General features: G+C 74.1%; 21 protein-coding genes and 1 pseudogene. 12 read left to right on the plus strand and 10 right to left on the minus strand.

The genetic code is table 11. The features are described 5' to 3' along the window. Window positions 1-34 precede the first annotated feature (34 nt). From C2142_RS03710 to C2142_RS03740, 7 genes are all read right to left on the minus strand, one after another. Window positions 35-871, minus strand: coding sequence for an ATP-binding cassette domain-containing protein (locus tag C2142_RS03710; RefSeq protein WP_148641060.1), 837 nt, complete (start codon window positions 869-871; stop codon window positions 35-37). Further along, a complete protein-coding gene (locus C2142_RS03715; RefSeq protein WP_148641061.1) occupies window positions 864-1,841 on the minus strand; it encodes an ABC transporter ATP-binding protein in 978 nt (325 codons plus the stop codon). Before C2142_RS03715 ends, C2142_RS03710 begins: the two co-directional genes overlap by 8 nt. After that, on the minus strand, window positions 1,838-2,692 hold the full coding sequence (locus tag C2142_RS03720) for an ABC transporter permease (protein WP_148641062.1): 855 nt from the start codon (window positions 2,690-2,692) through the stop codon (window positions 1,838-1,840). Before C2142_RS03720 ends, C2142_RS03715 begins: the two co-directional genes overlap by 4 nt. Then, complete coding sequence (locus C2142_RS03725; protein ID WP_148641063.1) at window positions 2,689-3,648, minus strand: ABC transporter permease; 960 nt, start codon at window positions 3,646-3,648, stop codon at window positions 2,689-2,691. The genes C2142_RS03720 and C2142_RS03725 overlap by 4 nt, the downstream gene beginning before the upstream one ends. Next, the gene (locus tag C2142_RS03730) at window positions 3,645-5,333 is read right to left on the minus strand and encodes an ABC transporter substrate-binding protein (protein ID WP_148641064.1); all 1,689 of its coding nucleotides are present in this window, start codon (window positions 5,331-5,333) and stop codon (window positions 3,645-3,647) included. Before C2142_RS03730 ends, C2142_RS03725 begins: the two co-directional genes overlap by 4 nt. A 30-nt stretch (window positions 5,334-5,363) precedes the next feature. Further along, the gene (locus C2142_RS03735) at window positions 5,364-6,368 is read right to left on the minus strand and encodes an agmatine deiminase family protein (protein ID WP_148641065.1); all 1,005 of its coding nucleotides are present in this window, start codon (window positions 6,366-6,368) and stop codon (window positions 5,364-5,366) included. A gap of 157 nt (window positions 6,369-6,525) precedes the next feature. After that, window positions 6,526-7,719: an agmatine deiminase family protein gene (locus tag C2142_RS03740; protein ID WP_148641066.1), complete on the minus strand. Its 1,194-nt coding sequence runs from the start codon at window positions 7,717-7,719 to the stop codon at window positions 6,526-6,528. 268 nt (window positions 7,720-7,987) lie between these two features. Between C2142_RS03740 and C2142_RS03745 the strand changes: the two genes are divergently transcribed. Both C2142_RS03745 and C2142_RS39265 read left to right on the plus strand, forming a co-directional pair. Beyond that, window positions 7,988-8,626 carry a TetR/AcrR family transcriptional regulator gene (locus C2142_RS03745; protein WP_148641067.1) on the plus strand — a complete coding sequence of 213 codons (639 nt, stop codon included), beginning with the start codon at window positions 7,988-7,990 and terminating at the stop codon, window positions 8,624-8,626. 221 nt (window positions 8,627-8,847) lie between these two features. Further along, window positions 8,848-10,638 carry a serine/threonine-protein kinase gene (locus tag C2142_RS39265; RefSeq protein ID WP_241002355.1) on the plus strand — a complete coding sequence of 597 codons (1,791 nt, stop codon included), beginning with the start codon at window positions 8,848-8,850 and terminating at the stop codon, window positions 10,636-10,638. A 91-nt stretch (window positions 10,639-10,729) separates the two neighbouring features. Here C2142_RS39265 and tatA read toward each other — a convergent pair whose 3' ends face one another. Beyond that, window positions 10,730-10,990, minus strand: coding sequence for a Sec-independent protein translocase subunit TatA (tatA, locus tag C2142_RS03755; protein WP_148641068.1), 261 nt, complete (start codon window positions 10,988-10,990; stop codon window positions 10,730-10,732). A 244-nt stretch (window positions 10,991-11,234) separates the two neighbouring features. Between tatA and C2142_RS03760 the strand changes: the two genes are divergently transcribed. The 4 genes from C2142_RS03760 to C2142_RS03775 all read left to right on the plus strand — a co-directional run bounded on the left by C2142_RS03760 (window position 11,235) and on the right by C2142_RS03775 (window position 16,157). Next, window positions 11,235-12,428, plus strand: a complete 1,194-nt coding sequence (locus C2142_RS03760; RefSeq protein WP_241002356.1) for an agmatine deiminase family protein — start codon at window positions 11,235-11,237, stop codon at window positions 12,426-12,428. 131 nt (window positions 12,429-12,559) lie between these two features. Next, a complete protein-coding gene (gene ureA / locus C2142_RS03765; protein ID WP_148641070.1) occupies window positions 12,560-13,270 on the plus strand; it encodes an urease subunit gamma in 711 nt (236 codons plus the stop codon). Next, on the plus strand, window positions 13,267-14,979 hold the full coding sequence (locus C2142_RS03770; RefSeq protein ID WP_148641071.1) for an urease subunit alpha: 1,713 nt from the start codon (window positions 13,267-13,269) through the stop codon (window positions 14,977-14,979). Before ureA ends, C2142_RS03770 begins: the two co-directional genes overlap by 4 nt. 266 nt (window positions 14,980-15,245) lie before the next feature. Further along, window positions 15,246-16,157 carry a squalene/phytoene synthase family protein gene (locus C2142_RS03775; protein WP_148641072.1) on the plus strand — a complete coding sequence of 304 codons (912 nt, stop codon included), beginning with the start codon at window positions 15,246-15,248 and terminating at the stop codon, window positions 16,155-16,157. A gap of 126 nt (window positions 16,158-16,283) precedes the next feature. Here the strand turns inward: C2142_RS03775 and C2142_RS03780 are convergent, their stop codons facing one another. After that, the gene (locus C2142_RS03780) at window positions 16,284-17,273 is read right to left on the minus strand and encodes a phospholipase (protein ID WP_241002357.1); all 990 of its coding nucleotides are present in this window, start codon (window positions 17,271-17,273) and stop codon (window positions 16,284-16,286) included. A 277-nt stretch (window positions 17,274-17,550) separates the two neighbouring features. Here C2142_RS03780 and C2142_RS03785 point away from each other — a divergent pair, with 277 nt between their 5' ends. Together C2142_RS03785 and C2142_RS03790 are read left to right on the plus strand one after the other, a co-directional pair. Then, window positions 17,551-18,354 (plus strand): GntR family transcriptional regulator, encoded by an 804-nt coding sequence (locus tag C2142_RS03785; protein ID WP_148641073.1) that lies wholly within the window; start codon window positions 17,551-17,553, stop codon window positions 18,352-18,354. Between the two features lie 3 nt (window positions 18,355-18,357). Continuing rightward, complete coding sequence (locus C2142_RS03790; RefSeq protein WP_148641074.1) at window positions 18,358-19,683, plus strand: MFS transporter; 1,326 nt, start codon at window positions 18,358-18,360, stop codon at window positions 19,681-19,683. Window positions 19,684-19,986: 303 nt separating this feature from the next. On the opposite strand, the pseudogene C2142_RS03795 reads toward C2142_RS03790, so the two are convergent. Beyond that, a pseudogene (locus tag C2142_RS03795) lies at window positions 19,987-20,496 on the minus strand (AMP-binding protein); the annotation flags it as partial. A gap of 371 nt (window positions 20,497-20,867) precedes the next feature. Between C2142_RS03795 and C2142_RS03800 the strand changes: the two are divergent. The 4 genes from C2142_RS03800 to C2142_RS03815 all read left to right on the plus strand — a co-directional run bounded on the left by C2142_RS03800 (window position 20,868) and on the right by C2142_RS03815 (window position 24,881). Beyond that, window positions 20,868-21,680, plus strand: a complete 813-nt coding sequence (locus tag C2142_RS03800; protein WP_148641075.1) for a hypothetical protein — start codon at window positions 20,868-20,870, stop codon at window positions 21,678-21,680. A 41-nt stretch (window positions 21,681-21,721) separates the two neighbouring features. Continuing rightward, window positions 21,722-22,696, plus strand: coding sequence for an AMP-binding protein (locus tag C2142_RS03805; RefSeq protein WP_148641076.1), 975 nt, complete (start codon window positions 21,722-21,724; stop codon window positions 22,694-22,696). A 447-nt stretch (window positions 22,697-23,143) separates the two neighbouring features. Further along, window positions 23,144-24,412 carry an SGNH/GDSL hydrolase family protein gene (locus C2142_RS03810; protein ID WP_148641077.1) on the plus strand — a complete coding sequence of 423 codons (1,269 nt, stop codon included), beginning with the start codon at window positions 23,144-23,146 and terminating at the stop codon, window positions 24,410-24,412. Window positions 24,413-24,497: 85 nt separating this feature from the next. Then, window positions 24,498-24,881: a VOC family protein gene (locus C2142_RS03815; RefSeq protein WP_148641078.1), complete on the plus strand. Its 384-nt coding sequence runs from the start codon at window positions 24,498-24,500 to the stop codon at window positions 24,879-24,881. Window positions 24,882-25,106 lie beyond the last annotated feature (225 nt).

Here is a 25,106-nt window from a genome sequence, read left to right on the forward strand (position 1 = left end):
GGGCAGGCCCCCGCCGGGACCGGGCCACCCCGGGCTACAGCGCGCGGCGTGCGGCGGCGATCCGGTGGGGATCCCAGCCGGGCCGCGGGACGGACTCCAGCAGCAGCCCGGTGTAGGGGTGCTGCGGGTCGTCGAGGACCCTGGCGGTGGGGCCGGACTCGACGATCCGCCCGTGGCGCATGACGACGACGTCGTCGGTGACGCAGCGGACGACGCCGAGGTCGTGGGTGATGAACAGGTAGGCGATGCCGGTCTGTTCGCGGATGTCGGCGAGCAGGTTGAGGACCTGGGCCTGGACGGAGACGTCCAGGGCCGCCACCGCCTCGTCCAGGACCATGACGGCCGGCTCGACGGCCAGGGCCCGCGCGATGGCGACGCGTTGGCGCTGGCCGCCGGAGAGCTGCCGCGGCAGCGCGTCCGCCGCCCTGGTGCCGAGACCGACCTGGTCGAGGAGCTCCCTGATCCGGGCGTCGTGGTCGGCATCGGGGAAGTGCAGGCGCAGCGTCTCCCGGAGGACGGCCTCGACGCTGGTGCGCGGGTCCAGCGAGAGGTACGGGTCCTGGAAGACCATCTGGACCTCGCGGGCGCGGGCCAGCCGCTCGGCCCTCCCCCGCGCCCGGCCGGTGCGGGCCCGGCCCAGGACGCCGACCCGGCCCTCGTCGGCCTGTTCGAGGCCGACGATGATCCGGGCGGTGGTGGTCTTGCCGGAGCCGGACTCGCCGACGATGCCCAGGGATCCGCCGGCGGCGAGGCCGAAGGAGACGTCGTCCACCGCGCGCACGGTGCCGAAGCTGCGGCGCAGGCCGGTGACCTCCAGGACCTCGCCCGCGACCCGGCCGGTGGAGCCGGTCACGGAGGTGCTCTCACGCATCGGCGGTGCTCCCTTCGAGGAGGTCGCTGTGGTGGCAGGCGGCCCGGTGCCCGGGCTGTCCGGGTGCCGGGCGCGCCCCGGGGGCCTCCTCGCGGCAGAGACCGGTGGCGAACGGGCAGCGGGCGGCGAACGCGCAACCGGTCAACTCCTGCCGCAGGTCCGGTGGCTGGCCGTCGATGGCGGCCAACCGCCCGGGCCTGGAGTCCAGCCGGGGGGTGGCGGCGAGGAGCGCGGCGGTGTAGGGGTGGCGGGGGCGGTCGAAGAGGGCCTCGGCGGGGCCGCTTTCGACGATGCGGCCGGCGTACATGACGTGGACGCGGTCGCTGACGGCGGCGGCGAGCCCGAGGTCGTGGGTGACGAACAGCAGGCCGGTGCCGAAGCGTTGGCGCAGCCGGCCGAGGAGCGCGATGACCTCCGCCTGGCTGGTGACGTCGAGCGCGGTGGTGGGCTCGTCGGCGAGCAGCAGGATCGGGTCGCCCATCAGGGCACCGGCGATCATGACGCGCTGGAGCATGCCGCCGGACAGCTGGCCGGGGTAGCGGCGCAGCAGTTCCGGGCCGAGGCCGACGGCGTCGAGGAGTTCGGCCGCGCGCCGCCCGGCGTCGGCCGCGCTCATGGCCCCGGTGAGGCGGACGCCCTCGGTGAGGAAGTCGCCGACGCGGCGCAGCGGGTTGATGGCCGCCCGGGGGTCCTGGAAGATCATGGCGGCCCGGCCGGTGCGCAGGGTGCGCAGGCGGCCGGGGTCCATCGTCAGGACGTCCTGGCCGTCGACCAGCACGCGGCCTTCGGCGGTGGCGCCGGGCGGCAGCAGGCCGAGGGCGCTGCGGGAGGTGAGGGTCTTGCCGGAGCCGGACTCGCCGACCAGGGCGACGGTCTCGCCCGGGGCGACGGTGAGGTCGACGCCGTCGAGGACGGGACGGGCGGTGCCGGGCAGGCGGAGCCGGAGGTGCTGGATGTCGAGAGCGTTCACGCGGCCCTCCGGGCGAAGCGGTCGGCCCAGCGTTCGCCGACGACGTTGAAGGCGACGACGGTCAGCACGATGAGCACGCAGGGAAGGACCGCGGAGAGCGGGTAGCCGTGCTGGATCGCGGTCTGGCCGTCGAAGACCATCCGGCCCCAGTCGGGGGTGAGGACGGGGACGCCGAGTCCGAGGAAGGAGAGGCCGGCCAGGTCCATGAGGGCGTATCCGAAGTTGATGGTGGACTGGGCGAGGACGATCGGGGCGATGTTGGGCAGGACGTGCCGCAGGCAGATCTGCAGGGTGGAGTGGCCCTGGACCTGGTAGGCGCTGATGTAGGGCCGCTCGCGTTCGGCCAGCACCAGTGAGCGGGTCAGGCGGGAGACGTAGGGCAGGTAGGCGATCGCGAGGGCGATGACGGGGGCGAGCAGGCCCTCCCCGTACACCGAGACGATCAGGATGGCGAGCAGCATGCCGGGGAAGGCGAAGACCAGCTCGGTGCTGCGGGACAGCACGGAGTCGAGCCAGCCGCCGCGCCAGCCGGCCGCGACCCCGACGAGGACGCCCGCGACGGTGGAGAAGGCGACCACGCCGAGTGGGCCGAGCAGGGAGGTGCGGGCGCCGAGCAGGAGCCGGGAGAGGGTGTCGCGGCCGGCCGCGTCGGCTCCCAGCAGGTGGTCGGCGGACGGCCCGGCGAGGGCACCCGAGAGGTCGACGTCGTTCGGGTCGTACGGCGCCAGCCAAGGGGCGAGCAGCGCCGCCGCCACGATCAGGGCGACGAGGGCGAGGCAGGCCGGCTGGAGCGGGGCGCGGGCGGCCGTGACCTTGGCGAGGCCGCGTCGGCGGGTGAGGGCGACACTCATGCGCCGGCCCCCCTCGCGCCGAGGGTGACCCGGGGATCGACCAGCGGGTGGAGCAGGTCGACGATCAGGTTCACGGTCATGAACAGGGCGACGATCATCAGGGATATGGCCTGGACGGTCGGGAAGTCCTTGGTGGCGGTGGACAGTTCGAGGAGCTGTCCGATGCCGCCGATGCTGAAGGCGGACTCCACCAGGATGGTGCAGACCAGCAGGGTGGAGACGATCAGACCGCCGGTGGTCAGCACGGTGCCCAGCGAGTTGCGGAACACGTGGCGCCGGATCACGTGGCGTTCGGGTACGCCGCGGCTGCGGGCGACGGCGATGTGCTCGCCGTCCAGGGCCTCCAGCATCGCGGAGCGGGTGACCCTGGAGAGCATGCCGATGAGGTACAGCGCGAGGGCGATCGCCGGCAGGGTCAGGTGCCAGAGGAGGTCACCCGGGCCGTCGCCGGTGCCGCTGGTCGGGAACCAGCCCAGCTTGACCGCGAACAGGCCCTGGAGCAGGACCGCCGCGACGAAGGAGGGCGTGCCGACCGCGAGCGTGGTGGAGACCAGGATCGCGGAGTCGGTCGCGCCGCCGCGCACCGCGCCGATCCAGCCGAGCAGCAGGCCGACCACGACGACCACGACCAGGGCCATCGCCACCAGGGTCAGGGTGGCGGGCAGCCGGTCGGCGAGCAGTTTCGACACGTCGGTGCGGTAGGTGATGGAGCGTCCGAAGTCGCCCTGCAGGACCTGTCCGAGCCAGCGGAGGTAGCGGACGAGGAAGGGATCGTCGAGGTGGTACTGGTCGTTGATCGCCTGCAGGGCGGCCGGCGAGGCCGAGCGGCCCGACAGGAGGAAGCTCGCCGGGTTGCCCGGCGCCAGGTACATCGCGCCGAAGACCACGAAGGAGGCGCCCAGCAGGGTGACGGCCATCTCGGCCAGCCGCCGGGCGGCGAATCTGAGAAAGCTCATCGGGCCGCCCCGACGTCGGCGGCCCACGGGTAGTAGAGGTAGGAGATGGTGGTCGGGGCGCCGGTGATCCGCTTGTTCAGGAAGACGGCGGTGGGCCACTCGGCGACCGGGATCCACAACAGCTGTTCGGAGGCGGTCTGCTGGAGCCTGGCCTCGACGGCGGCGCGCTTGGCGGGGTCGTACTCGGCGACGGCCTGGTCGACCAGGTCGTCGTAGGCCTTGTCGCTGTGGCCGGCGAAGTTCTGGTACGCGCCCGTCCTGAAGTTGGCGAGCAGGTCGAGCGGGTCGGTGACGGAGTCGTAGTACGTCTCCGGGAACATGTCCAGGCCTTCACGGGCCTTGGGGTCGGTGAACAGCGCGGTGAAGGCGTTCGGCGCGATCGTCTTCAGCTGGACGTCCAGGCCGATCCGGGCTCCCGCGGCCTGGACGGCGGTGGCGAGCAGGGAGACGTCCTGGCCGATGGTGCTGGTGGCGATGGTCAGCGTCCTGCCGTTGGCGCCGGCCTCCTTGACGAGCTCCTTGGCCCGGTCGATGTCCTGCGCGGTGGGCGTGAGGTGCTCGAAGGCCGCCTTGCGGACGTCGTCGGGGGCACCGGCCCAGGCGGCCCTGGTGGTGAGGGAACCGGTGACGGTGCCGGCTCCGGCGAGGCCGGTGCGGACGAAGCCGGAGCGGTCGAGGGCCAGGGAGAGCGCCTGGCGGACGCGGAGGTCGCCGAGCGGGCCCTGCGTGCTGGTGACGTTGACGTTGACGGTGCTGAGGCCCTCGCCGAAGTACAGCGTGCCCACGCCGCTCTTGCGCAGCCGGTCGTAGCTCTCGGTGGGGATCAGGTAGCCGCCGTCGACCTCGCCGCTGAGCATCGAGTTGGTGCGCGCGGAGGGGTCCGTGAGGAAGCGGAACACGGCCTTCCCGGCCTTGGCCCTGGTGCCCCAGTAGTCGTCGAAGCGCTGGAGTTCGATGGACTGGCCCTTGGCCCAGCTGCCGAGCTTGAAGGGGCCGGTGCAGTCGAGGCCGCCGCTGGTGCCGTAGTCCTTGCCGGCGGCCTCCACCCCGGCCTTGGCGGCGACGACCCCGGCGGCGGTGGCCATGTACTGCGGGAACTGGGAGTCGGACTGCTTGAGTTTGACGGTGACCTGGAGCGGGCCGGTCCTGGTGACGGACTCGACGTTCTGGAACACCTGGGCCCAGGCCGCCGCGTTGTCCGGGTTCATCTGCCGGCCGAGGCTGTAGACGACGTCGTCGGCGGTCATCACCGTGCCGTCGTGGAAGTGCACGCCGGAGCGCAGGTCGTAGACCCAGGTGGTGGGGTCGGGGTTGGACGCCTTCTCCGCCAGCCCGGGGGCCAGGGTGAGCTGGGGCGTCCAGCGCATCAGGCTCTCGCAGACGTTGGCGAGGACGGTGTTCTGCGGGTAGTCGAAGGCCTGGGTGTAGTCGAGGGTGGGCGGCTCGGCGTAGGTGGCCCAGGTGAAGGAGTCGATCGCGCCCGCGGCCGGCGGGGTGGTGGCGGACAGCTGGATGCCGGCCTGGCCGGTCCCGTCGGCGCGGGGCGGGCCGGCGCAGGCGGCGACCAGGGCCGTGGCGCTGAGCAGGGCGGTGACGAGTGCGGGGCGCAGCCGCCTCGGGGGGCGTCTGGCGGGTGCGGGGCGTCTGGCGGGTGCGGGGCGTCTGGTGGGTGCGGTGGGGGCCATGAGGGTTGTCCTCCGTTCGCTGGCGGTCGGTCAGGCGCGGGCGGCCGGGATCTGCTGGGTGATGCAGTGGACGCCGCCGCCGCCGTGGGCGATCACCCGGGCTCGGACGCCGACGACCTTGCGGTCGGGGAACGCGGCGGCGATCACGGCCAGCGCCCCCTCGTCCTCGGGGTGGTCGGCGACCGGGACGACGACGCCGCCGTTGGCGACGTAGAAGTTCAGGTAGCCGACCTCGACCTCGCGGCCGTCCACCTCGACGAAGGCGGACTGCGGCACGTCGACGATCTCGAAGGGCCGGCCCTGGGCGTCCGTGCTGTGCTCCAGCACGGCGCGGTTGGCCCGCATCCGCACGTGGTCCGGGTGCCCGGGGTCGGCCGGCAGCTGCACGACGACCTTGCCGGGCGCCGCGAAGGCGCAGACGCCGTCCACGTGCCCGTCGGTCTCGGTGTCCAGCGCGCCGCCGTAGGGCAGCCAGATCACCTTGGTGACGCCGAGGCGGGCCTTCAGCTCGTCCTCGATCTCCTGCCGGGTCATCCCGGGGTTGCGGTTGGGGTGGAGCAGGCACTGCTCGGTGGTGATGAGCGTGCCCTGGCCGTCGACGGTGATCGCCCCGCCTTCGAGGATCATCTCGGAGCGGACCGCCGGGACGGCGAGGTGCTCCAGCAGCAGGCCGCTGATCCGGTCGTCGGCGTCCCAGGGGTGGTGCTTGCGGCCCCAGGCGTTGAAGCGGAAGTCCACGCCGGCGCGGCGGCCGTCCTCGTCGAGGACGAAGAGCGGCGCGCTGTCGCGGAACCACGAGTCGTCGATCGGCAGCTCCACGACGGTGATGCCGTCGCCGCACAGGGAGCGCGCCTCGTCGCCGTGGCCGGGCGGCGCCACCATGGTGACCGGCTCGAACTCCGCGATGGCGCGGGCGACCGCGGCGTACTCGCGCTTGACCTCGTCGAGGGTGTCGCCCCAGAGGTCCGGCCGCACGGGCCAGGCCATCAGGCAGCCCTCGTGCTGGGTCCACTCGGCGGGCATGCGGAACGTCATGGGAAACCTCTTCCGGTCTGGTGTGGTCTGGTCTGGTGGCCGGCGTGACGGGCGCGCTCCGCGTGACGGGCGCGCCCGTCCGGCCGGCCGGAGGGTGGTGGGGGCGGGAGGTCCCGGCGGCCCGCCTCCGTGGGGTCGCGGACGGGCCGCCAGGAGGTCAGACGGCCGGCGGAGCGACCGGCTGGGACTGGGTGGCGCAGTGGATGCCGCCGCCGCCCGAGGCGATGTTGTCGATGTTGACCTGGACGATGTCGCGGTCGGGGAACTCGGCCTGGAGGATCGTGCAGGCCGTGGCGTCGGCGGAGGCGTCGCCGAACTGGGGGACGAGCACGGCCCCGTTGGCGGTGTAGAAGTTGGTGTAGCTGGACAGGAAGTCCTTGCCGCGGCCGCGGATCCGCGTGCGGTCCGGTCCGGGGAGCTCCACGATCGTCAGGGACCGTCCGCGGGCGTCGGTGGCGGTGCGCAGGACCTGCTTGGCCTGCTCGTAGACGTCGGCCCAGATCTTGGCCGTGCCGGGGCCGGGCTTGTCGAGGATGACCCGGCCGGGTGCGGTGAAGCGGGCCAGGCAGTCGACGTGGTAGTCCGTGATGTCCTGGCCGGCCAGTCCGGCGAGCCAGATGACCTTGTCCATGCCCAGCGACGTCCGCAGGGCCTGCTCGACCTGGTCCTGTGACATGCCGGGGTTGCGGTTGGGGTTCACCAGCGAGCTGACGGTGGCCAGCAGCGTGCCCTGGCCGTCCGTCTCCAGGGCGCCGCCCTCACCGACGAAGGAGGCCTGGACGCGGTCGACCCGGTACTCGGCGAGGAGGGTGGCCGCGGCCGCGGCGTCCTCGTCGAAGCGCTGGTAGTACGGGGTGCCGGTCTTGCCCCAGCCGTTGAAGTTGGTGTCGACGCCCGCGACGGTGCCCGGTGCGACCACGAAGGTCGGACCGAAGTCGCGGATCCACAGGTCGTCGTTGGCGATCTCGACGACGGTGATGGGGTAGTAGGCGCCCCGGCCGAGGTAGTACCGGGCGTCGGCGGCCTGGGCCGGGCGGGCGAGCACGACGACCGGCTCGTACCGGGATATCTCGTACGCGACCCGCGCGATGTCGTCACGGACCGCCGAGAGCTGGGTGCTCCAGATCGACGACAGCGCGGGCCAGGCCATGAAGGTCCGTACGTGCCGGTCGCTCTCGGCCGGCATCCGCAGTCGCGGTACGGCTGCCGTCGAGGAGCCCGCCGGGGCCGGTGCGGAGGCGGTCGCGGCCTGGGCGGCGGCCGGGAGGACCGATCCGAGGGCGGCCAGCGGCACGGCGGCCGCACCGAAGCGGAGCAGGCTGCGACGCGAAGGAGTGGGGGTGGTGTTCATGAATCGCTCCCCAGGAGAGGTGGGAGGAAGTGGGGTGCCCGCATCTTTCACCGTACTGAATTTTCAGTCAAGCCCTGGAGGCGCCGAAGGGCGCCCCACCCCCAGCCCGGCATCGACTGAACCCGCCCAGGCCTGCATACGGACGGTGTGCCCTGGGGCACGCCAGCGCCCACCAGGCAGGATGCGGGAACGGCTCGGCGGAGGCATGCTGAAATTGTGATCAGGATCTGATGCCGGCCGAGCCGCGAACCGGGTAGGGTTGGCGACCATGCCAGACCGTCGGACAGGGATTCTCAAGGCCGCCACCCGGGTGATCGCCCGGCGCGGCGTACGCGGGCTACGGGTGAGCGAACTGGCGGCCGAAGCCGGCGTCTCCACCTCGCTCATCTACTACCACTTCACCGACCGGGCGGGCATCCTGCGGGAGACCCTGGAGTTCATCAGCGACCGCGCGGACCGCTACACGGCCGAGGAGCAACCCGCCCCGGCCCGCGCCGCGGACCCCCGCGCCGACCTGGAGCAGGTCCTGCTCCTGGAGCTCCAGGACACCACCGAGGTACGCGAGAACAGCACCGCCTGGGGCGAGTTGAGGGCGACCGCCGTCTTCGAGCCGGACCTGCGCGAGGAACTGGCGAGGACCACCCACACCTGGGTGCACGACGTCGCCGAACTGCTCGCCCGCGCCAACCCCACCGGCACCGCCCCGGCACACGCCGCGGCGGCGGAGCGGCTCACCGCCCTCGTCGAGGGCCTCAGCGTGCGCTGGCTGAGCGGTTCCCTGCCGGTCGGGCACGCGCGCAGCCTGCTCAGCGGCGCGATCGAGACGGAGCTGGAACGCTGCCGGCCGGCGGCCGAGCCGGCCCACGGCACCCGCCCGACCAGCGGGGCCGGATTCGGCCGGGGCTGAAAAACCATCTAAACTCCGCGGGACCGGTCGCGCCCGTCACTCGTGCGCTCGCGCCGGCTCATCGCCCGCGACGTTCGTGCCGCCCGTGCCGCCCGTGCCCTCGGGCGAACCCGCCGAAGCCGCCGACGCCCGCCAGGCCCACCCCACCGGGCCCTCGTACGGCCGAAGCCGGGCGTGCCCGGTCCCGTGTTCCACCCCGTCCGCCGAGAGAGGCAGTCCGCATGTCCGCTGACCGATCCCCCCTCACCCTGCTACCGGTCTTCCAGGAGCTCACCGCGGACGACCCGCGCGAGGTCGGCGGCTACCGGCTGTACGCACGGCTCGGCGCCGGCGGCATGGGCCGGGTGTACCTCTCGTACACCCCGGGCGGCCGGCCGGTGGCACTCAAGGTGGTGCGGCCCGAGCTGGCCGGGGACCCTGAGTTCCGGGCCCGTTTCGCCCAGGAGGTGGCCAGCGCCCGGCGGATCCACGGGCTGTTCACCGCGCAGCTCGTCGACGCGGGCGTGGAGGCCGCCACACCGTGGCTGGCCACCACCTACGTACCGGGCCCCTCCCTCCAGCAGGTGGTGCAACGGTTCGGCCCGCTGCCCGAACGGACGGTCCTGCTGCTGATCGCCGGCATCGCCGAGGCCCTCCAGGCGATCCACTCCACCGGGGTGGTCCACCGCGACCTCAAGCCCGGCAACGTGCTCATCGCCGCCGACGGCCCCCGGGTGATCGACTTCGGCATCGCCCGCGCGGCCGACGCCAGCGCGCTCACCGGCACCGGGCTGCGCATCGGCTCGCCCGCCTACATGGCCCCGGAGCAGGCCACCGGCCGGGCCGCGACGCCCGCCACCGACGTCTACGCCCTCGGCGCCCTCGCCGTCCACGTCGCCGGCGGCACCCCGCCCTTCGGGGACGGACCGGACCCCGCCACCCTCTACCGGGCCGTCCACGAGGACCCCGACCTCAGCCGGGTTCCGGCGGGCCTGCGCGACCTGCTCCTGCACTGCCTCGCCAAGCAACCCGAGCACCGCCCGACCACCGCCGAGGTGATCGCCGCCGCCCGGAACCACCCGGCGGTGGGCGGGCACCTCAGGTTCGGCGAGGACTGGCTTCCCCACCCGCTCACCAGCCAGATCACCCGGCACGCCGACCTCCCGCAGGTGCCCGCCGCGGCTCCCGCGGACGCCGCGACCGTCATGGCCGCCGCCGGTGCCGGCTGGGACTCGGCCGCGACGGTCCTGGCCCCGTCCCACCCGGCCGCACCCGCGTCCCCGTTCCCGCCGACACCCACCGTCGTCGCGGCCGCCACCGACCCGACGCCCGCGCCCGGGGCCGCCGGCACGGCGTCGTCCGCACAGCCTGCCGCGCCGCGCCGGGAGGAGCGGGCGCGGGAGCGCCGCAGACGCACCCTCGGGCGGACGGCACTGACCGCCACCGTCGCCCTGCTCGTCGGCGCCGCCGGGATGGTGCTCCTGCTCGACGACCCGGACGACACGGAGGCGGCCGCCGACGACCCGGTCTCCAGCGCTCCCGCGTCCGTCGCACCCACCGCCACGCCGGCGCCGGGCGCCCCCGCGACCTCCGCCGCACCGCCGCCCTCCGCCCAACCTTCCGCCCAGCCCTCCACCCCGCCCGCCGCGGCCCCTGACGCCGGCTACACCGTGGCCTACCGCGGTGTCGAGCTCACCTCGGCGGACTCCGGCTACGAGTTCGACCTGGCCTCGGGCACGGTGGTCCCGGCCGACAGCGCGGTCTGGTACGTGAGCCGCAACGAGAGCGAGTTCCTCATCCCGGAGAACGCCGCCGCCTACATCGGCCAGGGCACCGGCCTCGGCCTCCCCGAGTGCCTCAAGGGCCTCGCCGGCCACCCCGCCGCGCGGGTCCCGTTCAGCGCCGTCGAGCGCGGCGCCTTCTGCCTGCGCTCCCCGGACGGCCGGAACGTCGCCGTCGTCCGGGTGCTCTCGACCGCCGACGCGGACCGGCCGGTCCGGGTCTCCGTGGACCACTACCGCCGCAACGGCTGAACCGGCCGAGGCCTGGCCCCGGCCCGGCCCGGCCCGCGGGAACCGCCGGGTGCGGACGCGGCCCGCCGCACGTCGAGGGCGCCGACCACCCTCAGGACGGCCGCTGCTGCCGGGCGGCCCCGGGCGCCGAAGCGGGTTCGGCAGCCGTCGCGGCCGGGGGCCGGACCGCCTCGGCGGCCGTCCCCTCGGCCGGAGGGTCCCCCTCCCGCATGGCCGCCGTCTCGGCCTTGAGGATGCGCATCGACTTCCCCAGGCCGCGCGCCATGTCGGGCAGCTTCTTGGAACCGAAGAGCAGCACCAGGACGGCCACCATCACCAGGACGTGCCAGGGCTCCAGACCATTGCGCAGCACCTCTGCCTCACCGGCCTTTCGTCGTCGTTGCCGACCCTGCGCGCTCGGCGGCGCAGATCATGTCGGGTTCTCGCCACTTCACCGTAAAGCTTGACTGATTTTTCAGTCAATGCGATGGTTCAGGTCCGGCGCTGCCGGTGGGCCGGGTGTCTTCTCCGCCCGCCGTCCCCGTGCGGACCGCTCCCCCTCGGAGCCCGTCCCCTCCGCCGAAGCCGATCCACCCCCAGCACCACCGGAGAACACCGTGTCCCAGACCCCTCTCGCACGCCGCACGGTGCTGCGCTCCCTCGCCGGCGCCGGTGTGATCGCGCTCGGCGCGACCGCCTGCGCCGCCGACGCCGAGGCCGACGACCCCGCCGACCCGGCGACCGCGCCCTCCGGCGCCCCCGGGCAGCCGTCCGCCGCTCCGACGGAGCCGCCGGCCGCCCCCGCGCGGGGGCGCAGGCTCGGCGGCGAGTGGGAGAAGCACGAGCGGACCTTCATGGCCTGGCCCGCCTCCGAGAACGTCTGGGGCGGCCAGATCGGGGCCGTCCGCAAGGACATCGCCGAGGTGGCCCGGGCCGTCGGCCAGCGCGAACCGGTCGTCCTGCTCGTCCGGCCCGGCCAGGAGGCCACGGCCCGCAACGCCTGCGGATCGGACGTCGAACTGCTCTCCGTCCCGGTCGACGACCTGTGGGCCCGCGACACCGTGCCGGTGTTCGTGGAGGAGGGCGGCAAGGTCAAGGGCGTCGACTTCAACTTCAGCGGCTGGGGCGGCAAGCAGGAGCACACCAACGACGCCCGCATCGCCCGGGCGGTGCTCGACAAGTACGGCATCGAGCGCGTCGAGACCCCGCTCACCGCGGAGGGCGGCTCCTTCGAGACCGACGGCCAGGGCACCCTCATGGTCACCGAGAGCTCCGTCGTCAACGACAACCGCAACCCCGGCAGGACCCGCGACCAGGTCGAGGAGGAGCTGAAGCGGGCCCTCGGCGTCAGCAGGGTGATCTGGCTCGCCGGCGTGCGGGGCAAGGACATCACGGACGCCCACGTCGACTGCCTGGCCCGCTTCGCCGCCCCCGGCGTGGTCTTCCTGGACCGGGCCTTCCCCGGCACTCCGGCGGACGTCTGGTCCCGCTCGGCCGACCAGGCCCGCTCCGTCCTCGCCGAGGCGGTCGACGCCACCGGCAGGAAGCTGAAGGTGGTCGAGATCGGCCAGCCGGACCCGGACAAGATCACCGGCCGAGGCGACTCCTTCGTCTCCTCCTACATGAACTTCTACATCGGCAACAAGGGCGTCTACCTGCCCCTGTTCGGCGATCCCCGGGCCGACGACCACGCCCAGGACGTCTTCCGCGACCACTTCCCGGGCCGCGAGATCGTCCCGCTCGGCATCGACACCATCGCGTCCGGCGGCGGCGGCATCCACTGCGCCACCCACGACCAGCCGGCCGGCTGATCCCGCCCGCGCACCACCCCCAGCAGAACCCCCGGCACGCACCCGGACCCGCGTGCCGGTCCACACCTGAGGAGACCCGAGGCCATGGGCCCGTACGACCCCGCCCCCACCGGCACCGACCGGGGGGAACCGTGCAACTGACCCCCACCGAACGCGACCGCCTGCTGATCTTCACCACCGCCGAACTCGCCCGGGCCCGCCGTGCCCGCGGCCTGAGGCTCAACGCCCCCGAGGCCACCGCGCTCATCGCCGACACCGTCTGCGAGGCGGCCCGGGACGGACGGCGGCTGGCCGAGGCCGTCGAGCGGGGACGTTCCGTCCTCGGCCCCGACGACGTCCTGCCCGGAGTGCCGGACCTCGTCACCGAGATCCACGTCGAGGCGGTGTTCGACGACGGCACCCGGCTCGCGGTGGTCGCCGACCCGTTCGGCGGCGGCGGCCTGGCCGGGGCCGCACCGGGCGCCGTCATCCCCGACGGCAGCACCGGGCCCGGGCCCGAGCCGGTGCGCACCCTGACGGTGCGCAACACCTCGGACGTGCCGATCTCGGTCACCTCGCACTTCCACTTCTTCGAGACCAACCCGCGCCTGGCCTTCGACCGCGCCGCCGCCTACGGCACCCACCTGGCCGTCCCGGCCGGCTCCACGGTGCGCTTCGACCCCGGCGCCACCGTCGAGGTCGGCCTCGTGCCGATCGGCGGCGAGCGCGTCGCCATCGGCTTCGCCGGCCTCGTCGACGGCCCGCTGGACTCGCCCCGGGTCCGGCGGGAGGCCCTGCTCCGCGCGGCGGCACAGGGCTACCTCGGGGCGGACGGCGACGACGAGCGGGAGACCACGGAGTGAGCGACACCATCATCGAGGCGTCCGAGTACGTGGCCGTGCACGGCCCGCGGGCCGGGGACCGGGTCCGCCTCGGCGACAGCGGCCTGGTCGTCCGGGTCGAGTCGGACTCGCAGGCCCCGGGGGACGAGTTCCTCGTCGGCTTCGGCAAGACCGCCCGCGACGGCCTGCACCTCAAGGCCGCCGCCGTCCGGGACACCTGCGACCTCGTCATCAGCAACGTCCTCGTCATCGACGCGGTCCAGGGCATCCGCAAGACCTCGATCGGCATCCGGGAGGGCCGGATCGCGTCCATCGGGCGGGCCGGCAACCCCGACACCCTGGACGGCGTGGACGTGGTCGTCGGCACCGGGACGGCGATCGTCTCCGGCGAGGGCCTGATCGCCACCGCCGGCGCCATCGACACCCACGTCCACCTGATGTCCCCCCGCATCATGGAGGCCTCGCTCGCCTCCGGCGTCACCACGATCATCGGCCAGGAGTTCGGCCCGGCCTGGGGCGTCGGCGTCAACTCCCCCTGGGCGCTGCGCCACGCCTTCAACTCCTTCGACGCCTGGCCCGTCAACATCGGCTTCCTCGGCCGCGGCTCCTCCTCCCGTCCGGCCCCGCTCGTGGAGGCCCTCGCCGAGGGCGGCGCCTGCGGGTTCAAGGTGCACGAGGACATGGGCGCGCACACCCGCGCGCTGGACACCGCGCTGTCCGTCGCCGAGGCCCATGACGTCCAGGTCGCCCTGCACACCGACGGCCTGAACGAATGCCTCTCCGTCGAGGACACCCTGCGCGTCCTCGACGGCCGGACCATCCACGCCTTCCACATCGAGGGCTGCGGCGGCGGCCACGTCCCCAACGTGCTGAAGATGGCCGGCGTGCCCAACGTCATCGGCTCCTCCACCAACCCCACCCTGCCGTTCGGCCGGGACGCGGTCGCCGAGCACTACGGCATGATCGTCTCCGTCCACGGCCTCAAGACCGACCTTCCCGGCGACGCCGCGATGGCCCGCGACCGCATCCGGGCCGGCACCATGGGCGCCGAGGACGTCCTGCACGACCTCGGCGCCATCGGCATCACGTCCTCCGACGCCCAGGGCATGGGCCGCGCCGGCGAGACCGTCCGCCGCACCTTCGCCATGGCCGGCAAGATGAAGGCCGAACGCGGCCCGATGGAGGGCGACGGCCCGGACGACGACAACGAGCGCGTGCTGCGCTACATCGCCAAGCTCACCATCAACCCCGCCATCGCACACGGCCTTTCGCACGAGGTCGGCTCGATCGAGGTCGGCAAGCTCGCCGACGTCGTGCTGTGGAACTTCGCGTCGTTCGGCGCCAAACCGCAGATGGTCCTCAAGGCCGGCTTCCCCGCCTACGGCGTGACCGGGGACCCCAACGCCGCCACCGAGACCTGCCAGCCCCTCGTACTGGGCCCCCTGTTCGGAGCCCACGGCGCCACCCCCGCCGACCTCTCCGTCGCCTTCGTCAGCCGCGCCGCGGCCGAGGCCGGCACCGGGGCCCGCCCGTACGACACGATGACCACCCGGCGCCGCCGCGTCGGCGTCCGCCACACCCGCGGCATCGGCCCGGCCGACCTGGTCCGCAACAGCCGTCTCGGCGAGATCCTCGTCGACTCCGGCAAGGGCCTCGTCACCCTCGACGGCACCCCCCTGCACTCCGACCCCGCTCACGAGGTGTCGCTGAACCGCCTCTACTTCCTCTGATACTTCCTCTGAGCCGGGCCGCGGACCCGCCACGATCCGACCGCCGGCCGCCGGTTCGCCCTCCCCTCCAAGGCCGGGCCGGCGGCCGGACGGACCGCGGGGGGCGGTCCGCCGCTGCCCGTCCGGGCGGGGTCCCTGCCCGGAGGTGCAGCGAGGACCCGGCCACCCGCGCCGTGCCTCCCCCTGGCCCCACGGCCCCCTGCCCGGACGCCACCCGCCGCCGTCTAGGCTCGGGGGAACACCGACCAGGGAGAGGGCGAACACGAGTGGGCAGCTGGGAGCGCGCGCTGGACGCGGCCGGGATCGACGACCCGGGACTACGCGACGACTACAGCCGGCAGCGCCGACAGGTCACGCAGTACAAGCGGGAGGCGGCACTGGCCGCCGGACTCCTCCTGCCGGCACGGCTCGTGCCGCACGTGATCGCGGCCACCGCCTTCATGCACCGCACCGACAGCCTGCTCGACAGCGGCCCGCTCGACGAGCGGAGGGCGGCGTACGCGCGCTGGGAGCAGGAGACCGCCGACAGCCTCGCGACCGGTGGGACCGCCCACCCCGAGCTGCGCCCGCTGCTGAACACCGTCGCCGTGCACCCCGCCCTGCGCGACCGCGCGTCGGAGCACCTCGCCGGAGCCGCCGCCGACCTCGACTTCGCCGGGTTCGCCACCGAGGCCGACTACCAGCACTACGTGGACGGCTACTCGCTTCCCGCGTTCATGGTCGTCGCCACCCTGCTCGGCCCCGAGGGCGACCAGACGGCCTACCGGGCCGCCTGTCGCACCTTCATCGACGCCAGCCAGCGGCTCGACTTCGTCAGCGACCTCGCCGAGGACCTGGCCGAAGGCCGCCTGACCATCCCCGCGCAGGACCTGGACCGGCACGGGGTCACCCGCGCCGACCTGGAGCAGGCCCGCAACCTCCCGGCCGTCCGGACGATGGTCACCGACCGGCTCGACCAGGTCGACCGCACCCTCGCCGAGGGCCGGGCCCTGATCGGCCTCGTCCCGGCCGCCCACCAGCCCATGGTCCGCTGCATGATCGGCCTGGACGAGCTGACCAGCGCCGCCGCCCGGGCCGACATCCCCGCCCTGCTGCGCCGCTCGGCCGGCCCGGCCAAGCCCGCCGCCCTCCGCCTGCTCGGCCGCGAGTACCTCCGGGCGCGCCGCCTGAACCGCTGAGCGCCACCCGGGGCCGTACCGCGCCCCGGGTGGCGCGCGCGGCGCGGACCGCCCGGGGCGCCCGGGCCGGACGACCCGGCCAGGCCCGGGAACGGCCCGCGCGGCGCGGCGCGGTGACGGGGCCCGCTACCTGAACAGGCGGTCCCCGCTGGTGGCCATGCGGTGGGTCGCGCCGTGACGGTTCACCCAGTCACGGACGAGGTTGACGGCGTTGGCGCACTGCCAGCTGTCGTCGTACTCGCGCACGCCGGTGAAGGCGCCGTAGCCCGCGATGATGCCGTCCACGCGCGCGTCGCCGAGCAGCTTGTCGACGTACCACGGATCGTTGTAGGTCGTCGTCCAGGACAGCGTGGCCGCGAGCTGTCCCGCGGCGCGGTCCGCGGCGCCCTTCTTCAGTTCCGCGCACGTGTTGTAGCTGGGCTCCGTGCAGTTGCCGAACCCCTTGGTGATGTCGCTGTCGCCGTAGTCCATCGCCCGGTGGCCGGCCGGGAACCCGGAACCGGACCGGTCGAAGGCGTTCCGGGCCTGGTCGCGGGTCCCGGTCGTGGTGATGCCCTCCAGGCCGCCGAGCCTTCCCTCCAGGCTCTGCCAGCCCCGGCCGCCCACGTCCGGGGTGTTGCCGCCGTGGTACTCGTAGAACCCGTAGAGCACCTGGATCCCGGCGGCCGTCAGCCGCTGCGCCTTGTCGCGCAGTCCGGCGACGCTGCACCCGCGGTTCTGCTGTTCCCCGCAGTAGTTCGGGTCCTTGATGTCCAGCCAGACCAGCGCCAGCCGGCGCCCTGCGTTGGCGTTGGAGACGATGCGGTCGATCATGCTGTCGAAGCTGGGGCCCAGCCGGGAGTCACCGGCCGAGGAACAGTCGTGGTAGGCGCGCCATTCGTTCGGGTTCCACCAGGCGCAGACGTCGATCTCGATGCCGTTGGCGCCGTGCTTGAGGGCGGCGTCGACGCCGTCCAGGGTGTCGACCCGGTGCGCGATGGCGTAGATCGCGTGACGCTGATCGGCCGCCGCCGCCGGGGTCGTACCGAGCGCGGTGGCTCCGATGATCCCGCACAGCGCCGCCACCAGCGCCGGTAAGATCCGCCGGCCGGCCCCGTGCCCGAGTTGAGTGATCAAGAAACGCACTCCTTCTGTCGACATATCTGACGCGGACACCTCACCAACTGTACGTTGACAAACGGCAAATGGACACGGGATCCGGGCAGGAGCGGTCCCCGGTTCCCCGAGAGGTGCGGGGAACCACCGACCCGCCGCCGGCCCGCCCCCGCCGCAGCCCCCGCTCCGCCGACCGGGCGCGCGCTGCTACTCCAGCAGCTTTCGGCCCGTGGAATAGCTTGTGGATGCCGCCTGGCACCACCCAGCGACCAGGCCGGAGAGCGACCGGAGGAGCACATTGCCCAGGGAGGCGCCGTACCTTGCCGTGAGCGACGCACTGCGCGCACGCGTCCTGGCGGGAGAGTGGGAGGTCGGGAGCCGCCTGCCGTCGCGGACGAGGCTCGCCGAGGAGTACGGGGTCGGACGGAACGTCACGCAGCGAGCCGTGGAACGCCTGATCGTCGAGGGCCTGTTGGAAGGACGCGCGGGATCGGGAACCTACGTCAGGGTCCCGTGCGAGCGCCTCCCGACGGTCCGCTCCCGGCACCTCGGCCACCGCGCCGGCCTCGCTCCCCCCGCCCGGACGGAGGAGCGGGGCAGGGCCGACGCCTGGGACGCGCACAGCCTCGTGCGCGTCCCGGCCACCGGGCCCGTCGCCGAGCGGCTCGGCATCCGCCCGGGGGACCCCTGCGTCACCACGCACTACGAGTTCCTCGCCGACGGCCGACCCGTCCAACTCTCCCGCTCCTGGGAGCCGATGGCCATCACGGGCGGCACGCCGGTCGTGCTCCCCGAGACGGGACCGTACGCGGGGAAGGGCGTCGTCGAGCGCATGCGCGCCATCGGCGTGGCGGTCGGCACCGTGGTCGAGCGGCCCCGCCCGGCCCGTGCCACCCGGGAGCAGGCACACCTCCTCGGGATCAGCCCCGGGGACCTGGTCCTCCGGATCGAGCGGACCATCTACGACACCGGCGGTCGCCCCGTGGAGACCGCCGACATCGTCATTCCGGACGGACGGCGGCAGGTGGTCTACGAGTTCGGAGTCGACCCCCCGGTGCCGCCGGATCCCGCGGCACGCCGGACCACCACCCGGAGCCGGTGACCCGTGCCGTCGTCTCCGCGCCCCGGACTCGTGCGCGACCCCGACTTCGGGCGCCTGCTCGCCGCGACCGCCGCCGGCCAACTGGGCGACCGCATCATGTTCCTGGCACTGCCGCTGGTCGCCGTCGCGGCCCTCGACGCCGACGAGCTCCACGTCGGGTTGCTGACCGCGATGGTCACCACGGGCTCGCTCCTGGCCGGACTGCCGGCCGGCGCATGGGTGGACCGCATGCCGAAGCGGACGGTCATGATCAGCACCGACCTCGTACGGGCACTGGCGCTCGCGACGATACCGATCGCGTGGTGGGCCGGCCTCCTCACCGTGGGCTGGCTGCTCGCGGTGGCCCTCGTCCACGGGGCGCTGACCGCCGTCTTCGACGCCGCGCACGTCAGCTGCGTCCCGCACCTGGTCGGACGCGAGGATCTCGTCGAGGGGAACGCGAAGATCTCGGCGGTGCGCTCCGTGACCAGCATCGGCGGCCCGGCGCTGGCCGGCCCGCTGGTCGGCTGGGCAGGGCCCCCTGCCGCGCTCCTGGCGAGCTCGTTGGGGATGGCGGTGTCCGGAGTCCTCGCGACCGGCATCCGGAAGCGCGAACGGCGCCCGGAGCCCGCCGGACGGCCCCCGCTGCTCCGCGGCGTCAAGGAGGGCCTGACGTTCGTCCTCACGAGTCCCGTGCTCCGCGCGACCGTGCTGGGGGACGCGTTCTTCCTCGTCTTCCTGGCCGTGTACCAGGCCATGCTGCTGGTCCTGCTGCCCAGGGAGCTGGGCCTCGACTCCGCCGGCATCGGCCTCGTGCTGTCGGGGATGGGCTGCGGCGCCCTGGTGGGTGCGCTCTGCGCGAGGCGTCTGTCCGCACGGTTCGGCCCCGGTCCCGTCTGCTGGCTCGCGCCCCTCGTCACCTGCCCGCCGACGGTCCTGATGCCGTTGGCCCACCCCGGCTGGACCGTCCCCGTGGCGGCGGTCGGGCTCGCGGCCCTCTCCCTGGGCGGCGTCGTGCGCGTCGTCGCCCAGTCGAGCGTCCAACAGGCGCTCACCCCGGCCGGCATGCTCGGCCGGATGAGCGCGACCACCCGGTTCCTGTCCGGCTGCGGCCTGCCGGTGGGCGCGGTCCTGGGCGGAGCCGCGGGCGCCGCGCTGGGAGCGAGGACCACCCTGTGGATCGGCGCGGTCGGCATGACGCTGAGCTTCGTCCCGGGCTTCGCCTCACCGCTTCGCACCATGCGTCGGGCACCGGAGGCGGAGGACCCCGGCCCCGCGCGCCCCGGCCCCACACGCGACGGCCCGCCCGCTCGTCGGCTCGTCCGCCGGTGGCGGACCGGCCGGCAGTGACGGACCGGCCGGCAGTGACGGACCGGCCGGCAGTGACGGACCGGCCGGCGGCCTGGCTGCGGGGCAGGACGGCGCGGACGACGGCACCCACGGGGGCGTTGGTGGCGGTGAAGGTGCCGCCGAGTTCCTCGGCGCGTTCGGCCATGGAGCGAAGGCCCACGCCGGAGGCGGAGGCGTGGGCGGGAAATCCCGCGCCGTTGTCGGCGACCTCGACGGTGACCCGGTCGGGCGGGGCCTGGAGGGTGAGGCGGGCGGCGGTGGCTCCGGAGTGGCGGATCACGTTGTTGAGGGCCTCGCCGCTGCGGCGGAGAAGCCGCCGAAGACCACGGAGTGGGTGGCGCCGATCCGGGCGCAGGCGAGGATCGCGACGACCGCCTCGGCGATCATCGGCAGGTAGACCGCGACCCGGTCGCCCTTGGTGACACCGAGCTCCAGCAGCGCGTTGGCGGCGCGGGAGACCTCGTCCTTGAGCTGGGCGTAGGTGATCGAGCGGCTGTCGCCGGGCTCGCCCTCGAAGTGGATGGCGACGCGGTCGCCGTTGCCGGCCTCGACGTGGCGGTCGACGCAGTTGTAGGCCACGTTGAGCTTGCCGTCGGCGAACCACTTGGCGAACGGCGGGTTGGACCAGTCCAGCGTCTCGGTGGGCTCGACGGCCCAGCTGAGGCGGCGGGCCTGCTCGGCCCAGAAGCCCAGGCGGTCCTCGGAGGCCTGCGCGTACGCGGCCGCGGTGACGTTGGCGGCTGCGGCGAGCTCTGCCGGCGGGGCGAAGCGCCGCTCCTCCTTGAGCAGGTTGGCCAGGCTCTCGTTGCTCAACGCGCACTCCTCATGCTGTTCTTGCGTTTCCTTGCATGGTCCCGCCGGAAGGTGACCTCCCGGCGCCCCCTCGATCATCAAGGGCGCCGGGCGCGCCCGGGCCCGCATCGGGCTGAACTCTCGGTGCTCAGACTTAAACCTTTCGGTACCGTGCCGGCCGCCGGCCGGAAACCCTTCGGGCCCGTACTGCAAGCCGAAACCCGTCAACCGGCCGAATCCTTCGGTCCCGACCGTCATCCGCCACCGGTCCGTCAGCTCCTAGCCTGACCACCGACGGTGCCCGGACGACAGGGCTCCGCCGAGCGGCCGCAGCTGTCCCGTACAGGTACGGCCCCTCGCCCATCGGGGGACGCCAGGAAAGGGAACATCGGATGGCGCTGCGCAGGGCGACGACAACGGAACGAACCGAGCGGGTGGTCACGGCCGGCCCACCGGTGAGGCGGCCACTCGCCACCCTCACGGCCGCCGCCCTGCTGCTGCTCGGCGGATGCGGGAGCGCCGACGACGGGACCCCCGTGGGAGCGTCGGCCGCACAGGGACCCGGCAGCGCCGCGGACCGGGCGGCGACACCGGGCGTCTCCCCGACCGGGTCGGGGGCGGCGGAGGACCGCGCGCTCCCGGGCGGCCTCGGCGATCCGGCAAGCGCACCGACGGGCAGCCCGGCGTTCGAGTCCGACGGCCCCCGCAACCCCACCTACGGGGGCCTCGGAACGCTGACCGCCTGCGACTCCGGGCGCCGCCTGGCCGTCCTGGACGCCCCGCTGACCGACGTGCCCGACGGCGCCCCGGTCGGCAGCACGCTGCCCACCGGCGCCAACGGCGAGGAGTTGCTCGTCTGGACCGAGCCGGACGGCGGCCTGGTGCTGCAGTCCCTGCTCTCCAGCGGCGCACCCGTGCCCCGGCTGGTCACCGCCGAGCCGAACGGCACCGTCGCGGTCCGGGACGAGGCCGAAACGGGCCCCGACGCCCCGGTCCAGCGCTGGCAGCTCACCGACCGTCGACCGCAGCCGGGCGCCGCCTCGGCGGACGGCTCCGCCACCCCCTACTGTCTGCGGATCAGACCCCGGGACGGCGCCGGCTGCCTGCTCGACGACGGTGCCGACGCGCCCCTGGTGGTCGGTGACTGCGCCTCGCGCGCCGCGTGGTGGAGCCCCCAGGGCCTGCTCACCCCAAGCGACCTCTGACCGGCCCGACCGAGACCGCCCCCGACCGATCGGAGCCCGCCATGTCACCGACCAGTGCCGACGTCGCCATCTGCCCGCCACCGACCGCCCTGGACGATCCGGTGGCGCTGTACGCCGTCGACGCCGCCGGTACCGGCCGGGTCGTCACCCGGCGAGAGCTGACCGACCAGGTCGGCCGGGCCACGGCCGCGATGCGCCGGCTCGGCGTAGGCCCCGGCGACCGGGTCGCCCTGCAGTTGCCGCTGATCCCCGAAGCCGTGGCCGCACTGCTGGCCTGCGCCCGGATCGGCGCCGTCGCCACCACGCTCACACCGTCGGCGCCCCCGCTCCACGATCCGTCCGACGAGCTCGCCCGACAACGCCTCCGGCGCGTCAGGCTGCTGGTGACGGCCGACGACCAGCGTCCCGCCGGGAGCAGGACCACGCCGCCCGGGTCGCCGCCGGTCCTGGTGGTGCCCACTGGCAGCGGGCCGGCCGGCCGACACCTCGCCCTCGCCGCACCGTCGGCCCGGAGCAGCCGCCCCGTCCCGGCCCCCGAGGAGCACGCGGCCGGTCTCCGGCTCGGCCTCCGCGGCCCCGCCGACGTCTACTGGTGCGCGGTCGACCTCGACTGGCTGGTCCGCCACCCCCTGGCCGTCGCCGGGCCGCTGGCCCTCGGAGCCGCACAGGTCCTCTGCCAGGCCTCTGCCCGCTCCGCCCACCCCGAGCGCCTCCGGGAGACCCTCCACACCTACCGCGTGACCGTGCTCCACGCCCGGCCGGACTCCCTGCAGGAAGTCCTGCGGCACTCCCCCGTGACCGGCCGGCCCACCCCGCCCGCCTACGACCTGCGCCTCGTCGCCCCGGTCCCCGACCTCGCCGGCTCCCCCGCTCCCGACCACTGGTACTGGCAACGGGAGCACCTGCCCAGCCCCTCCTGGCACCTGCGACACGGCCCCAGCCCCTGGTCACTCCGACCGTCCGCCGTCCCCACCGACTCCCTCTCGGGGCAGAAGGACACGGTCGCCCAGCCGTGAGCACCGGTCCCGGCGCCCTGCCGCCGGGACCGGCACCCGATGCCGCCCCACGGACCTGTCCGACGACCGCTCACGCCGCACCCGTACCCGCCCCGCACCCATGGCTCGTGCCGAGGCCGGACGACGCCCGTGACGCGCGCGCCACACCGTGGGAGGCGGGCGGACCGGCCGCGGTCGGCTCACCAGCCGACCAAGCCGCCGACCCGCCCCTCCCGCCCGTGCGGACCCGCTCCGCGCGGGCCGGGAGATCCGGGCGGCTGCTCCCGTGTCACATTCCCGCGCCGCGCGGGGTCAGGGTCATGAGAGAACGGGGAGCCGGGCGACGCAGGTCACCGGAGCCCCGCGCAATCCGACGAGGAGCGCGCCGGATGACCGCACCCGGCCCGCCCCACCGTCGCCGCGTACCGACCGGTGCCGCGTACCGACCGATGCCCGAGGAAGGCCCCCATGATCCCGCTCCCCCGCGCCGCTGCCATCGCCGCGCTGACCGCCCTGTCGATCGCCGCGACCCCCACCCCCGCCTCGGCCGGGTCGGCGCACCGACAGCACTGGTCGGCCGCATGGGCCGCGCCGATGATGCACCCCTCCGCAGCGCCCTGGTTCGCGACCTGGGCCGGGCAGGGCTTCGACCACCAGACGGTGCGGGAGGTGGTGCGGCTCGGCACGGGCGGCAAGGCGGTCCGGTTCCGGCTCTCCAACGCCTACGGGACGGCTCCGCTGCGGCTGACCGGGGCCAGTGTCGGCCGGGCCGCGGACGGGGCGGCCGTCGTCCCCGGGACCGTACGCCCATTGCACTTCGACCACGGGGACTCCGTCGTCGTCCCCGCCGGCGGGGAGGTCCTCAGCGACCCGGTGCCGCTGCCGGTGGCGGCCCGCGACCGGGTGGCGCTCACCCTCTACTTCGACGGTCCGACCGGCCCCGCCACCTACCACCAGCTCTCCATGACCACGACCTACCGGGCCGACGGCGACCACCGCGGCGACACCGGCGCGGCGGCGTTCAGCGACGCCGTCCGCCCCGGGTACGGCTCCTGGTACTACGTCAGCGGCGTCGAGGTCACCGGCGGCCGGCGGGTGGGCAAGGCGGTGGTGGCCTTCGGCGAGTCCACCACCGACGGGTTCGGCGCCACCGTCGACGGGGACGACCGCTACCCCGACCGCCTCGCCGAACGGCTCGTCGCCGACGGCCGGCCGCGCCCCGTGCTCAACGCCGGCATCGGCTCGAACAAGATGCTCGCCGACTCCGCCTGCGCCGGCGACAGTGCCCTGTCCCGCTTCGAGCGCGACGTGCTCGACCAGCCCGACGTCGGCACCGTGATCGTCTCCCACGGGATGAACGACATCCTCCGCACCGGGGACCAGATCTGCGGCGTGGACCGCGACGACCCGCCCGTCACCCTCCAGCGGCTGATCGACGCCCACCGCACCCTGATCCGCGCCGCCCACGCCCGCGGCGTCAAGGCCGTCGGCGCCACCCTGATGCCCTTCGGCGGCGCGCCGTTCTGGACCCCGCAGACCGACCGGCTGCGCCGCGACCTGAACGAGTGGATCCGCACCTCCGGCGAGTACGACGCGGTGGCCGACTTCGACCTGGCCATCGACCCGGCGGGCACCGGCACCATCCCCGACGGCTACCACTCCGGCGACCACCTCCACCCCAGCCCGCTCGGCTACCGGGCCATGGCCGACGGCATCGACCTCGACAGCCTGCAATGACCGTCAGGACGGCGGTCCGGGACGGGCCTCGCACAGGCCAAGGACCCGGTGGCGCTCGGAGTGGAAATCAGGAAGGCTCGGGCGCATGGTCTCGGTATTGCAGAACGTGGCGATCGACTGTGCGGATGCCTACGAGCTGGCCCGGTTCTGGAGCAGGGTGACAGGCCGTCCGCTCCATCCGGAGGACAAGCCGGGTGATCCGGAGGTTCAGGTGCTGCTGGCGGAGGGCCCGCTCCTCCACTTCAACCAGGTGCCCGAGGTCAAGACGGTCAAGAACCGGATCCATCTCTGTCTGCGCCCGGAGACCTCGCGCGAGCAGGAGGTGGAACGGCTGCTGGGTCTCGGTGCCACCCTCGTCACCGACCGCCGGAACCCCGACGGCTCCGGCTGGGCGGTCCTGGCCGATCCCGAAGGCAACGAGTTCTGCGTTCTGCGCAGTGAGTCCGACCGGGCCGCCACGACTTCCTGACACTTCCGCCGGCCGTCCCCGGTTCTCCCGGGCACCGGCCTCAGCCTCACAGGCCGAGACCGGTGCCCGCCGACCTCGGCTCCCACCGCAATTCCGGGAAACGCCGAGCTCCCGGGAACGCGGAACTCCGGGAAACGCAGAGAACCCCCACCCGGGATCCGGGTGGGGGTTCTCTGTGAATGATTGTTCGGCGGCGTCCTACTCTCCCACAGGGTCCCCCCTGCA

Source organism: Streptomyces sp. CB01881, assembly GCF_002953255.1.
Classification (GTDB): Bacteria; Actinomycetota; Actinomycetes; order Streptomycetales; family Streptomycetaceae; genus Kitasatospora.